Source organism: Desulfitibacter alkalitolerans DSM 16504 (assembly GCF_000620305.1).
Taxonomy (GTDB): domain Bacteria; phylum Bacillota; class DSM-16504; order Desulfitibacterales; family Desulfitibacteraceae; genus Desulfitibacter; species Desulfitibacter alkalitolerans.
Window position 1 is genome coordinate 83,957 of record NZ_JHVU01000026.1, and the last position, 13,136, is coordinate 97,092.

15 protein-coding genes are annotated in these 13,136 nt (G+C 38.0%); 7 read left to right on the forward strand and 8 right to left on the reverse strand.

All coding sequences use genetic code 11. The annotated features are described in order from the left end of the window. Window positions 1-114: 114 nt before the first annotated feature. Both K364_RS0104090 and K364_RS0104095 read right to left on the reverse strand, forming a co-directional pair. Window positions 115-300 carry a hypothetical protein gene (locus K364_RS0104090; protein WP_028306953.1) on the reverse strand — a complete coding sequence of 62 codons (186 nt, stop codon included), beginning with the start codon at window positions 298-300 and terminating at the stop codon, window positions 115-117. A gap of 78 nt (window positions 301-378) precedes the next feature. Continuing rightward, the gene (locus tag K364_RS0104095) at window positions 379-1,797 is read right to left on the reverse strand and encodes a pyridoxal phosphate-dependent decarboxylase family protein (protein ID WP_028306954.1); all 1,419 of its coding nucleotides are present in this window, start codon (window positions 1,795-1,797) and stop codon (window positions 379-381) included. A gap of 157 nt (window positions 1,798-1,954) precedes the next feature. Between K364_RS0104095 and trhA the strand changes: the two genes are divergently transcribed. Next, a complete protein-coding gene (gene trhA, locus K364_RS0104100) occupies window positions 1,955-2,632 on the forward strand; it encodes a PAQR family membrane homeostasis protein TrhA (RefSeq protein ID WP_242841649.1) in 678 nt (225 codons plus the stop codon). A gap of 210 nt (window positions 2,633-2,842) precedes the next feature. Then, a complete protein-coding gene (locus tag K364_RS0104105) occupies window positions 2,843-3,172 on the forward strand; it encodes a zinc-ribbon domain containing protein (RefSeq protein ID WP_028306956.1) in 330 nt (109 codons plus the stop codon). A 55-nt stretch (window positions 3,173-3,227) separates the two neighbouring features. On the opposite strand, the gene K364_RS0104110 is transcribed toward K364_RS0104105, so the two are convergent. The 4 genes from K364_RS0104110 to K364_RS0104125 all read right to left on the reverse strand — a co-directional run bounded on the left by K364_RS0104110 (window position 3,228) and on the right by K364_RS0104125 (window position 5,474). Then, window positions 3,228-3,470 carry a GIY-YIG nuclease family protein gene (locus K364_RS0104110; RefSeq protein ID WP_028306957.1) on the reverse strand — a complete coding sequence of 81 codons (243 nt, stop codon included), beginning with the start codon at window positions 3,468-3,470 and terminating at the stop codon, window positions 3,228-3,230. Window positions 3,471-3,546: 76 nt separating this feature from the next. Continuing rightward, entirely contained in the window at window positions 3,547-3,678 is a 132-nt protein-coding gene (locus K364_RS26080; RefSeq protein WP_084295478.1) for an HAD hydrolase-like protein, read from the reverse strand. 12 nt (window positions 3,679-3,690) lie between these two features. Beyond that, window positions 3,691-4,143 carry a CoA-binding protein gene (locus K364_RS22800; RefSeq protein ID WP_084295479.1) on the reverse strand — a complete coding sequence of 151 codons (453 nt, stop codon included), beginning with the start codon at window positions 4,141-4,143 and terminating at the stop codon, window positions 3,691-3,693. Between the two features lie 254 nt (window positions 4,144-4,397). Next, window positions 4,398-5,474 (reverse strand): branched-chain amino acid aminotransferase, encoded by a 1,077-nt coding sequence (locus K364_RS0104125; RefSeq protein WP_028306958.1) that lies wholly within the window; start codon window positions 5,472-5,474, stop codon window positions 4,398-4,400. Window positions 5,475-5,976: 502 nt separating this feature from the next. On the opposite strand from K364_RS0104125, the gene K364_RS0104140 reads away from it, so the two are divergent. The 5 genes from K364_RS0104140 (at window position 5,977) to K364_RS0104165 (ending at window position 10,164) form a co-directional block, all read left to right on the forward strand. Then, window positions 5,977-6,429: a ferritin-like domain-containing protein gene (locus K364_RS0104140; protein ID WP_028306959.1), complete on the forward strand. Its 453-nt coding sequence runs from the start codon at window positions 5,977-5,979 to the stop codon at window positions 6,427-6,429. A gap of 278 nt (window positions 6,430-6,707) precedes the next feature. Then, a complete protein-coding gene (locus K364_RS0104145) occupies window positions 6,708-6,974 on the forward strand; it encodes a hypothetical protein (protein ID WP_028306960.1) in 267 nt (88 codons plus the stop codon). After that, the gene (locus K364_RS0104150) at window positions 6,975-7,322 is read left to right on the forward strand and encodes a type II toxin-antitoxin system PemK/MazF family toxin (RefSeq protein WP_028306961.1); all 348 of its coding nucleotides are present in this window, start codon (window positions 6,975-6,977) and stop codon (window positions 7,320-7,322) included. A 365-nt stretch (window positions 7,323-7,687) separates the two neighbouring features. Then, window positions 7,688-9,421, forward strand: a complete 1,734-nt coding sequence (locus tag K364_RS22805; protein ID WP_207640826.1) for a TraB/GumN family protein — start codon at window positions 7,688-7,690, stop codon at window positions 9,419-9,421. A 137-nt stretch (window positions 9,422-9,558) separates the two neighbouring features. After that, window positions 9,559-10,164 (forward strand): DedA family protein, encoded by a 606-nt coding sequence (locus tag K364_RS0104165; RefSeq protein WP_028306962.1) that lies wholly within the window; start codon window positions 9,559-9,561, stop codon window positions 10,162-10,164. A 41-nt stretch (window positions 10,165-10,205) separates the two neighbouring features. Here the strand turns inward: K364_RS0104165 and purD are convergent, their stop codons facing one another. Then, window positions 10,206-11,465 carry a phosphoribosylamine--glycine ligase gene (purD, locus tag K364_RS0104170; RefSeq protein ID WP_028306963.1) on the reverse strand — a complete coding sequence of 420 codons (1,260 nt, stop codon included), beginning with the start codon at window positions 11,463-11,465 and terminating at the stop codon, window positions 10,206-10,208. A 115-nt stretch (window positions 11,466-11,580) separates the two neighbouring features. Next, window positions 11,581-13,116 carry a bifunctional phosphoribosylaminoimidazolecarboxamide formyltransferase/IMP cyclohydrolase gene (purH, locus tag K364_RS0104175; RefSeq protein WP_028306964.1) on the reverse strand — a complete coding sequence of 512 codons (1,536 nt, stop codon included), beginning with the start codon at window positions 13,114-13,116 and terminating at the stop codon, window positions 11,581-11,583. Between the last annotated feature and the right edge of the window lie 20 nt (window positions 13,117-13,136).

The following is a 13,136-nucleotide window of genomic DNA, read 5'->3' on the forward strand; positions in this document are numbered from 1 at the left end:
CTTTGCTGTAATATTTAGGTCGTATCGGGAATATTCGACAATGACAGCAAAAGGCCTTTAAGAAAATTATTCCTATTTATAGCCGAGGATTTTACACAATGGTTTTGTCTAGATTTATAATCCTTGCATCCTGTAAATCCTTAATTGTTGCTTCATCAAGATTAAAATAGATTGCTTTTTCTGTTGGGCTAACGGGCTGGGGGAAGCTCCTTCCTCGTTATAACAAGGAACAATAATGGTTACAAAGGGTGTTTCATATAAGGGTAATGGTGGCTTTCTTTCCCTTCTAATATAAAACAATAAGGCTCCTCCAACCCAAATTACACTCATAACCAAGGGGTACCAAAAAACAACTGATAACCTGACGTCTAGCTTCATTTAGCTTTGACCAAGTATTTCTTGAGCTTTTTCCTTAATAATTTTCCAGGCTTCCACAACATGGGCTTCCTGGGTTGCTCTAACCCCTATAGCCATTCTAATAGTATATTTTCCTTTTAAGGAGGTGTGAGTTAAAAAAACCTTCCCTGTGGAGTTAATATTGTCTAAAAGCTTTTTATTAATATCAGTAAGCTCTTCTTCAGAAGCACCAGCTTTTTTCAATCTAAAGCAAACCAAGCTGACGTTAACAGGTGCCAGAATTTCAAAGTGTTCGTCTTCCTCAACCCAACTCTTGAAAAGCTGGGCCAGCCGCAGATGCTCCCGAACCATTTCCTGCAGCCCTTTAACCCCATAGGAGCGAATTACAAACCAGAGCTTGAGTGCTCGAAATCTTCTGCCAAGCTGAATGCCCCAATCTCTATAGTTCTTTACCTTGGCATCCTGGCCTGTCTTTAAGTACTCAGGATGGATTTCAAAGGTCCTAACAAGGTGCTCTGGGTTTTTAACAAAATAGGCTGAACAATCAAAGTTAGTAAACATCCATTTATGAGGATTAAATACAAGAGAGTCTATTTTATCTGCACCTTTTAACATATCCCTTTTTTCCAGGAGCAGGGCTGCAGTACCTGCAAAGGCTGCATCCACATGGAGCCACACATTATAATGCTTACAAATTTCACCAATGGCCTCAAGGGGATCAATGGCAGTTGAGGAGGTAGTGCCTATATTGGCAACAACCAATGCGGGTTTTATGCCCTGCTTAATGTCTTTTTGTATTGCTTCCTCAAGCTTTTCAGGAATAAGGGCAAAGTTTTCATCAGTGGAAATATAACGCAAATATTCTTTACCGTAGCCTGCAATTTTTACACCCTTTTCTAGACTTGAATGAGTTTCCTCTGAAGCATATACAGCCAAGGGCATCCTTGCACCCTTGATGTTTGCTTGAAAATTGGTGGCAACTTCACGGGCAGACAGCAGGGCACAAAGGGTGGCAGTGGATGCTGTGTCTTGTATTACACCAGTCATATCTTCTGGCAGCCCTATCATTTGCTTTAGCCAATCCATAACTACTTCCTCCAGTTCAGCTGCGGCGGGAGATGTCTGCCAGATCATACACTGGGCCCCAAGACCGGCAGTCAAAAGCTCTGCCAGGATTGAGGGAGGACTATTATTTGCCGGGAAATAGGCGAACCACGAGGGGTGCTGCCAATGGGTTATGCCTGGAAAGATAATATCTTTAAAGTCGGCAAAAATTCTATCCATGGGTTCCCCTTCATGGGGAGGACTCCCGGGCAATTTCTCCTTAATATCTCCTGGGTTGACCTGGGATTTTACCGGATATTTGTGAACTTCATCCATGTAATCTGCTACCCAGTCCACAAATTCATATCCATACTTTTTAAAAGCCTCTTTGTCCATAAATGTTCCTCCTTGTTATCGACTTTTTTAAAATTAAGATTTATAGATCATATTAGATTTTCATTCCAAATTATAGTATAATTTACAAAACGGTTATTTATAATAAAAATGAACAGGTTTACAATTATTTGATATCTAATAAAGGGGTGGTTGGTCAATGACATACGACTCTTTAATGAACTCAGGAAATAATAAAAAATTGATAAACAGGTACACCATAAAGGAAGAAATCTTCAACAGTATAACTCATGGCATTGGTGCCTTGTTAAGTATTGCAGCTTTAGTAATCTTAGTTGCTTTTGCCAGCATCAATGGTGATGTTTTGCAGATAGTAAGCTTCAGCATCTACGGATTTACCTTATTCTTTCTTTTTACATCATCTACACTCTATCATAGTATTTTTCATGAAAAGAGTAAACAGGTTTTCAGGGTTCTGGACCATGTATCCATATATCTGGTCATTGCAGGCAGTTACACTCCCATTGCCCTTGTTGCAATGAAGGGAACCTGGGGATGGATAATTTTTGTTTTAATTTGGTCCCTAGCGGTACTGGGAATTGTCCTAAAGGCCTTTACCCTAAGCAAATCAAGACATTCGTCAATTTTACTATATGTAATAATGGGCTGGTTAATAGTAATAGCTATTAAACCCATGTTAAACACCGTACCTCCTGGATTATTTGCCTGGTTACTTATAGGCGGCCTAACCTACACTCTTGGGATAGTCTTTTATGTGTGCAAGAAAATACCCTTTAATCACGGCATATGGCATATTTTTGTTCTGGGTGGAACCATTATTCATTATCTGGGCATACTATTTCATCTAGCACTATAGTACTAACAGCAATTATCAGCAATAATCTGAATAAAAAAAGATTTTTTATTCAGTAATAGTTGTTTTTTCTCTTTTATTTTTGCTAGGTATTGGTTATACTAGATTTGCCTAGAAAATGCTAAGGTAATAAACATTAACCTCCTTGATTGTATAGTCTGGGGTGTTTTTTAGATTAGCTTTACCGGGCAATAAACACATGGAGGTTTTTTTATGTACACTGATAAGAATCTGAGTTGTAAGGATTGTGGCAAGGAGTTTGTTTTCTCATCTTCAGAACAGGAATTCTATGCAGAAAAGGGATTTGAAAATGAACCCGGACGCTGCCCCGAATGTCGTTCAGCAAAAAAGGCTCAAATGAAATCAAATAGACGTGGCGGTGGCAGTGGTAGTGGTGGTGGTTACGGTCGTTCACAGCAAAGAGAAATGCATCCTGCAACTTGTGCTTCTTGTGGAAAATCTACAACTGTTCCCTTTAGACCAAGTGGGGATAAGCCAGTATATTGTAAAGACTGTTATCAACCACGCAGAAACAGCTGGTAAACATTAAAACCTTTTTCAGTGTCCACTGGAAAAGGTTTTTCTTTAATCAATCCATTCACTTACTATTCAATATTGCCAACTTATCTTCTCTGGACAGTTGTTTTATAAAGTATTCCCGCTGTAAAGCCTTGCTCCTGGTTTCAACCTTTTCTAAATACTTTATGACAACAGGATATCTGGCACGGGTATATTTACAGCCCTTACCTGTATTATGCATTTTTAATCTCTTTTCGATATCTGGTGTACACCCTGTATAAAGAGTACCATCCTTACATTCTACAATGTATACATAATACATGCCCTTACCTCTCTTAACAACCCATGGCTAGTATATTACATCATTACCCAACTCATTCTCTTCTGTAACATTTGCTTTAGCAGTACATGTCTTTTTCTTCCAATCTCTTGAACTTATGCCTTTCGGCAAGTTGATTAACCACATCTATAACTATGTTTTTAGAATCAACCAGGGTTCCATCAAAATCAAAAAGCACATATTTAATCAATCTAATAACTCCCTATTTAGGTTCTTTACCAATTAACTTCCATATATACCTATGAAAATTATGTGGAAATGTGACTGGTTCTACAAACATTAATATGCATTCATTATGAATTACCTTAACATTATTTTCTCGACAATAATCAATTGCCTCCTTGGTTTCAGCGCCCTGCTGCATCCAAATACGTTTTATACCTGCAGCCACAGCTTCCTTTACTACCTTTTCTGTTTGTTTTGGAGGCAGTAGGATTAACAGGCTGTCTACAGATTGTGGTAATTCTTCAATGCTTTTATAACATTTGTTACCGTCAATTTCATCTGCCTTGGGATTTACGGGATAGACGTTGTAACCTTTAGCCTTTAGGTCCTTATAGACTCTATTGGAAAACTTCTTACCTGTACTAGAAACCCCTACAACAGCCAAGCTTTGTTGACTAATAAAATCAACTACAATAGACTTTGAGCTCATAAAAACCTCCTCATGTGACTAAACACAATTTCTTAATATATTAGAGCTATTAATATTACAATTATACTACTATTTTAGTTTAACTAAATAGTAAATAGGCAAAAATCCTCTTGAATATTGTATAAATTACCATGACAACTCCCACTATTTTTGATAAGCCAGGCATCTACTGGTTAAATAATGCAATAAGCAACCCTATTGAGGATTAATTAGTTTATCCTCTATAGGGTTTTATTTATTTTCTACTACTTTATCTATTTAAAGGCCGATTCGACCTCTAAGGTCCAGTTGAAAATGTCATCAAATCTACCAGTCTGTATTCCAGTTAGTGTGTCATATACCTTTAGAGATACTTCTCCTATTTCTCCTTGACCTATCTTTATACTCATGCCATTCCAATTCAACTCTCCTATTGGTGATATTACTGCGGCAGTACCAGTTCCAAATGCTTCTTTTAAGGCTCTTGCTTGGTACACATCATATAGTTCTTGCATGGAAACTCTTCTTTCACAAACATTCATGCCCCAGTGTTTTAATAATTGGATAACTGAATCTCTTGTAATACCCGGAAGAATGCTTCCTTCAAGGGCTGGAGTGATAATTTCATCATTAATCTTAAAAAATACATTCATGGCTCCAACCTCTTCAATATATTTCTTCTCTATACCATCAAGCCAGAGAACTTGAACAAAGCCTTTCTCAGCTGCTTTTGCCTGGGCTTTCATGCTGGCAGCATAATTGCCAGAGGTTTTTGCAAAACCTGTTCCACCTTTGACTGCACGAGTATATTCTGACTCTACATAAATACTTATGGGGTTGATACCTTGTGGATAATAGGCACCAACTGGGGATAGTATAATCATGAATTTAAAACTACTAGATGGTCTAAGTCCCAGATAAGGATCTGTTGCAAAGATAAATGGCCTAATATATAGCGACGTTCCTGGAGCTGTTGGTACCCAGTCCTGATCTATACTTACTAGCGTCTTTAAGGCCTCTAGACAGAAATCTACATCAATAGGTGGAATACACATTCTGTTGTTTGTAATATTTATTCTTTCCATGTTTTTTTCAGGTCTAAATAGGAGTATTCTATTATCTGCTGCGCGATAAGCCTTGAGCCCTTCAAAGATCGCTTGTCCATAATGAAACGCAGCCGTTGCTGGGTCTAACTGCAGTGGTTCATAAGGTGTAATCCTTGGGCTATGCCAACCCTTTTCTGCATCATAATCCATGATAAACATATGGTCAGAAAAGTACCTTCCAAATCCTAAATTGTCTTGATCTGGTTTAGGCTTAGGTTTAGTTGTCTTTTGAATAGAAATTTGCATATAATTATCTCCCCTTATTAATATGTCATTTAAGTCTATGACATAATGTTCAAATGAATTACCCTTAACTTTTTCTATTAATAATATATGATTTTTTAAAAACTTAAAAGTTTAAATTTTTAAAAAGGGCAAAAAATAATTGTATTCAACAATTCTTTTTCCTTCAATACCTGGTGTTGTAGTAATTATCACATTAAACCCCTCCGTTATATTTTTTTACATATATATTTCTTAATTACTTCCTTGCTATCATTTCTATTTCTACTAAAGCATCTAAAGGTAAAGAAGCTCACCAGTTTCAACAGCATGGGAGTATGGTCCAATGGATACTGCCCCTTTAGCACTGTAAGTTTTTCGATACATAACAAATCTCCCTGTGAAAATTTTTATTAGAAACATAGGTAAAGCCATGTGGCATACTCAACCTAATACAAATTAAATACTTGATTATATTATTGGCAATAATATAATTAAAGTTAATTTTTAACCGGAGGTTGGATGCTTGAATCAGCAGCAAATTATAAATAAATTAAACTGGTTTTATAGCCTTGAACTTAATCAAGTTGATTTATATATGGCTCAAAGCAAAAGAGTGGGTGACATCTATTTTAGCAAGGTATTTGAACGTGCTGCTTATATTGAACAACAACACGTTGATAATATTGCAGAAAAGATCAAGGAACTTGGCAGCAAACCTACCATATTAGGAGATGTCATGGCACCAATTTTAGGTAAAATTAGCGGAAACATTGTTTCCACAGCCGGCATATTACCCATGTTAAAAGCTAATATTCTTTTAGAACAAAAGGCAATATCCGATTATAAAGATTTTATCTTAAAGGCTGGTAAAGACCCTGAATTATTTAACCTCTTATGGTCAAATTTAATTGATGAAGATTTTCATGTCTCCTGGTTTTCAAGGAAAGTTCAAGAATTAGAAGAAAAACCTCATTAATTACTATTCCATTTATCATATGTATAATCCTCTTTTTAGCCTGCTCAGGGGTTTAATCTTTGTTGAAGATACACGTTCTCCTGAGAAAAAATTTTGGGCTAATATTTAATCCATTAACCTTGTTTCTATAGGTTTTATTTTTGTTCAAATCAAATTTAACTGATAGTGGGCATCCCACTATTTTATTTTTTTATTTATTCGGTTAATGTAATTATTTGTATAATTAACATTATTATTGTACAATATACTTATACAATATTGTATTGGGAGTGATTACATTGTCTAAAGCTATAAAAAACTATACATTTTCTCTACCCATAGAACTACTTAATAAACTAAAAAAATACTCTAGTGAAGGCCATGTTCCATCGGTAAATTCTGCCGTAAAAGAAGCGATTGAATCCTACGTTAAGGTTATTGAAAAACAAAATTTATATATTCAAATGAAGGAAGCTTCAAAAGACCCTATGTTTATGGAGGACCTGGATAGTGTAATGTATGATTTTTCATATTCTGATTATGAAGTCACAAAGGAGAATAAATAGATGAATTACCAATGGAACATTTTTTGGGCTGATCTTAATCCTATTAAAGGTTCAGAGCAAGCCGGCATTAGACCTGTTTTAGTGATTTCTGAAGAAGCAGTAAATCAAGCACTTCCAATTGTTACTATTATCTGCTTAACTTCTCATAAACAAGGGAGAAAAGTATATCCAATTGAGGTATTACTCGAACCTAATGATTCACACCTTCCTAATTCTTCCATAGTCATGGCACATCAGATACGATCTATTTCTAAAGAACGTTTAAATGATAAGTGTGGTTTTATTCAAAGTGAAGAGGTTAAAGAGAAAATCAGACAAGCTGTTAAGCTTTATCTGGATTTGCTTTAAAAGCATACCGCCCCTTGCGGGGAAGCTAGACATAACATTCTCCTGTTCATTTTTTCTAAAAGAAATTGTTCACTGTCATTTTTTGAATATTTCGATGCAAATATGTCAAACAACCATAGTAGAATTACTATTAAAGTTCCAGTTAATATTACCATTTCCCCTGATATATTATGATTCCATTTACTTTTTCAACATAAATAGGCAAAATCCTCCAGCATTAGAATAATAAAATATGGGAACCTTCAATTGGGATTAGTAAAAAAATACTATATCTGCAAATTGAAGTTAGACCCAGGACTTGATATAATTCATAGTGATATAGGAGCTATGCTTGGCTGGTAGAGCAAGGAGAGGTGGTCTGCAAAATGGATTGTCTATGTACCAATAACTGTAACGCTTCATTAAACCAATCTGAGGTTAAGCTTATATTGGAAAAAGCTGTTGTGCCTGAGCATTCAGTTTTGTTCATGCAGGCCATGTCAGGTGGAACGGCTTTTATGGCAGGTCCCTATTTGTTTATTGTTAGCAATAAGCTGCTTATGGCTGTTGGCTATCCAGTTACAGGCTCTTATGACCCTGAAGGTTTCGATAAGGCAATCAAAGAGGCCCAGAAACAGACAAGGGCCAGAGATTGTATAGCAATTAGTCCGTCCATACCAGCACGTCTCAGGCCATATCTTCAAGAAATAGATCAATATTACATCCTTCCTGCTAAAAATGCTATACCCAAGGGTATGGAAAGGTTTACAAAACGGGCGGCAGCTTCTTTAAGGGTTGAAGAAGACAAGGAATTTACCCCTGCACACAAGAGGCTCTGGGCTGAATTTGTTGGCCGTACTCCACTAGCCCCCAATGTGCGCAGGCTCTATGAAGGCACAGAGTCCCTTTTCCCAGACAACTCCAAGCTGATCCTTCTTAATGCATGGGATGAAAATAATGAACTGGCTGCCTGCCTTCTCTTAGATTTAGCTCCTGGGAGTTTTCTCAGCTACATATTAGGCGCCCATTCGAAAAATAATTATACTCCTTATGCTGCTGACCTTCTTTTTAAAGAGATGATTTCTATTGCTAGAAGAGAGGGCAAGGATTATATCCATTTAGGCCTGGGAGTTAACAAGGGTATAAAACGCTTCAAGACTAAATGGGGAGGCTTCCCATCCTTACCGTACCAAATGGCTGTATGGGAAGAGGATGTGCCCTTAAGCGGCAAAGAGCTTTTGCAAATCATGGCCCCTGTACAAGGGCAGCCCATGTCTAAACAGCAGCTTTTTATGGAGAAAATGAGCAATGAAAGACCCTTTAAAATGCTCTGGGAGATTGAGAAAAATGATAAACAGTCATGGATTGGGGGCTCGGCACATTTCTTCCGTTACAGCTTTGATAGCTCATTTCGTAAATTGTTTGAAAAGGTAGATACTGTCATTTTTGAGGGCCCACTGGATCAGGTAAGTTTAGACCAGGTTAACAGTTTGGGTAAAAATCCTGAACCCAATACCCCCAGAATTATTGATTACTTAAACGAAAAAGAGATAAGAAGCCTTGAAAGGGCTGTCATAGGGCTTCCGAACCTTTGGAAGGGCTTATTGAATTCTAAAAATCCTGATATTCCTGATGTCCCCTATTATCTGTCTAAAACCAGACCCTGGATGGCCTTCTTTTCAATTTGGAGCAGCTTTTTAAGGCGAAATGGCTGGCACCAATCTGTTGATCTAGAAGCCTGGCAAATAGCAAGGGAAATGAATAAAATAGTTTTTGGGATGGAAATTATCTCAGAGCAAATAGATACCCTGGAAAGCATTCCTGTCCAGCGCATTGTCAATTTCTTTAAAGAATGTCATCGCTGGAAGGCTTATATCAAACAGCACGAGGATGCCTATCTAAAGGGCAATTTGACAAAAATGATGGGAACCTCTGCTGAATTTCCTTCACGTACAGAAATGGTAATAAACAGGAGAGATGAAATCTTCTTACATCGCATGCTGCCATATATTGAAAAGGGCAGGTGTGCAGTATTTGTGGGATCTGCCCACATGCTGAACCTGGAAAAAATGATTTCAGATGCAGGTTTTAAGATAGAGAAATGCAAAAATATCCCATAAGTTAAAAATCTATAATAATAATTCTCTATTTGTATATATAAAAGTGAAACTTTTTTCAAAGCATATCCGTCAATATCTATAATAAGCTTATAATGCTTTAATCAGCAATTAATGGAATTACAAAGGAGAAGATCTAATTGGATTCTTTAATTCAGTACATAAATTTTATTGCTGCCCATTGGTATTTGGGCCTTATACTAAGCGGAACAGTTGAAGGCCTTTCTTTGCCATTTCCCAGCCAACCCCTTGTATTATATATTGGTCATATCATCAACACTAAGAACCCCAACATGCTTATGGCAGCAAGTTTTTTTGCATTTCCATACACTATAGCTTCCTGCATTCCTTATTTTATTGGGAGTAAATATGGTAAGTTTTTGCCCAGAATCAGCCCAAGATTTGAAAAATATCTCAGCAAGGGAGAAGATGTTTTTACAAAATACGGAGAGGTTTCTGTTTTACTAACAAGGCCTTTTGCAGTAGGAAACTATATTTCTTATCTGGCAGGGATTTATAAAATGAACTTCTTAAAGTATTTCTGCCTTACTTTTTTGGGCATTTTTACATGGGCACTAGCTATTTTATATCTGGGTGGTCAAGTAGAATTAACCTTCACAATGTTGATTAAATCAATCTCTAAAAGTATAGAAGACGGGATGATAATTCTTTTAAGTATTATGGCAATTTTAGGTCTAGCATCACTATGGTTAAAATATCCTCGAAAGGCTAACCAAAGTAAATAGAAACAATGGTGGATTGAATTAAAAAAGGCTCTTAGTTAACTTTAACCAAGAGCCTTTGCACCTATATCCCTTCGAAAATGCATATCAGGAAAATAGATTTTTTCTATTGATTTGTATGCATTTTTTATTGCCTGGTCCAGGGTTTCTCCCCTGGAGGTTACTCCAAGTACGCGGCCTCCAGAAGTAACTAGTTGGCCATTATTAACCATTGTGCCTGCATGAAATACCTTTGTAGAGTCGGGCATTTCACCTATGATTATAGGCTTACCCTTTTCGTAGTCGTTAGGGTAGCCTCCTGAAGCAATGACTACACAAACCGCATGGCCTTGATGCCACTTAAGATCAATTTGGCTTAATGTTTCATTTATTACTGAATTGCAGACTTGAACAAGGTCACTTTCTAGCAAAAAAAGAATGGGTTGTGTTTCAGGATCTCCAAATCGCACATTAAACTCAAGCACCTTTGGACCTTTATTGGTTATCATTAGTCCTGCATACAAGACTCCTTTAAATGGCCTTCCCTCTCTTTTCATGCCAGCTACAGTAGGCTGAAGTATATTTTCCTGTACCCACTTAAGCATGGAAGCATCACATATGGGTGCGGGAGCATAGGCACCCATTCCACCAGTATTTGGCCCCTGATCATTATCATATATTCGCTTGTGATCCTGGGCAGGCAGCATGGGAACAACTGTATTTCCATCTGTCAGGGCAAGCAGGCTCACCTCTTCCCCTTGCAAAAATTCTTCAATGACAACCTGCCTGCCGGCATCCCCAAACCTTTTATCCTCCATTATCTCATCAATGGCCTGGATAGCCTCTTCTTCAGTTATTGCCACTATTACCCCTTTGCCGGCTGCCAGACCATCAGCCTTGACCACACAGGGAGCACCTAGCTTCCTTACATATTCTTTTGCCTCATGAGAATTAGCAAAGGCACTGTACTCAGCTGTAGGGATATTATATTTTTTCATGAAGTCTTTAGCAAAAGCTTTACTGCCTTCTAATTCTGCGGCCATTTTTGAAGGTCCGAAGATTGCTAGGCCTTCCTTTTCAAAAGCATCTACAATCCCTTGAGTTAAAGGAACCTCTGGTCCAACTATGGTTAACTCAACATTATTCCTTTTGGCAAAATCTATTAATCCAGCAAAATCCAGGATATCTATTGAGACGCATACGGCCTCATTTGCTATACCACCATTTCCTGGTGCACAGTAAATCTTGTCTACCATCGGGCTCTTCGACAGCTTCCACACCAGGGCATGCTCTCTGCCGCCTCCTCCAACTACCAAAACATTCATTTATCCAAATACCTCCCAGCACCTGCCAATTCAGAACACAGGAGCATATTGTTTATGAAGATGTCCCGTATCCTTATTTGAGGTTAATATTGATAATAATAAAAACAAGTCATAATTAATGCTTAAAATGCCTGATGCCTGTAAAGACCATGGCTATGCCAAGCTCATTGCACTTTTTGATAACCTCCTCATCCTTTAAAGAGCCCCCAGGCTGAATTATGGCCTCTATTCCATAATTGGCTGCTAATTCCACAGTGTCTGCAAAGGGCAAGAAGGCATCTGATGCCAACACAGCACCCTTTGCTTTTTCACCAGCCTGCTCTAAAGCTATTTTTGCTGAACCTACTCTATTCATCTGGCCGGCACCCATACCCAGGGCTGCACCATTTTTTACTATTACTATGGCATTGGATTTTACCCATTTAGCAACCCTATTGGCAAAAATCAGGTTGGCAATTTGTTCTTTATCAGGATGTTTATTTGTAACAGCTTCCAAGGGGTATTCTTCAACCCTTTTATCATAATCCTGAATCAAGATGCTCTTGCCTATGGATTTAATCTCCACACTCTCCCCAGAAAGTCCTTTTGTGGAAAGCAGTCTTAGATTGGGTTTTGCAGCAAGAATTTTCAGGCTTTCCGCAGAAAAATCCGGAGCAGCTATAACCTCATAAAACATTTTTACAAGCTCATCTGCCAGCTTAGCATCTATAGTTCGATTAAAGGCTACTATTCCACCAAAGGCTGAAACAGGGTCACATTCTAAAGCTTTTTTATAGGCAGCAAGCAAATTGTCACCTATGGCAGCACCACATGGATTATTATGTTTAACTATAACAGCTGCTGGAGAGTCAAACTCTTCAGTTAAGCCCCAGGCAGCGTGAGTGTCAAGATAATTGTTATATGAAAGGGGTTTGCCCTGAATGGGTATTATATCTGCAAGACCTTTCCCCTCTTTATCCATGGTATATATATTTGCTCTTTGATGCGGGTTTTCGCCGTATCTTAAGGACTTGCCATCTGTTCCGGAGATAATGAAATGATGGGGAAAACAAGCCAGAGGAACCGTCCCTGTGGTTTGGCTGCTGTTTAAGTAACCAGCAATTATGGAGTCATATTCTGCCGTGTGGGCAAAAGCTTCTGCTGCTAATTGTCTGCGAAACTCAAGGGTGGTTTCCCCCTTGTCCTTGAGCATTTTTATTGTGTCTGTATATCTATTTGGGTTGACCACCACGGTAATACGCGGAAAGTTTTTTGCTGAAGCCCTGACCATGGTTGGACCGCCAATATCTATATTCTCTAATGCTTCATCAAGGGTTACTCCAGGTTTGCTAATTGTTTTTTCAAAGGGGTAAAGATTTACTGCTACCAGGTCTATTAGTTCAATGTCATGCTCCTGCAGCTGTTCTAAATGTTCCTGGGTACCCCTGGCTAGAATCCCACCATGAATTTTGGGATGCAGCGTTTTTACCCTGCCTTCCAAAATCTCAGGAAACCCTGTAACTTCACTTACCTTAATTACCTTTATACCTGCTTCCTGCAGCAGCTTATATGTACCACCAGTGGAAATAATTTCATAGCCTAATGCTGCCAGCTCCTGGGCAAATTCAACTATTCCCTTTTTATCATAAACACTTATTAAAGCTCTGGGCATTTCTTTCCACCTCTTTAAGT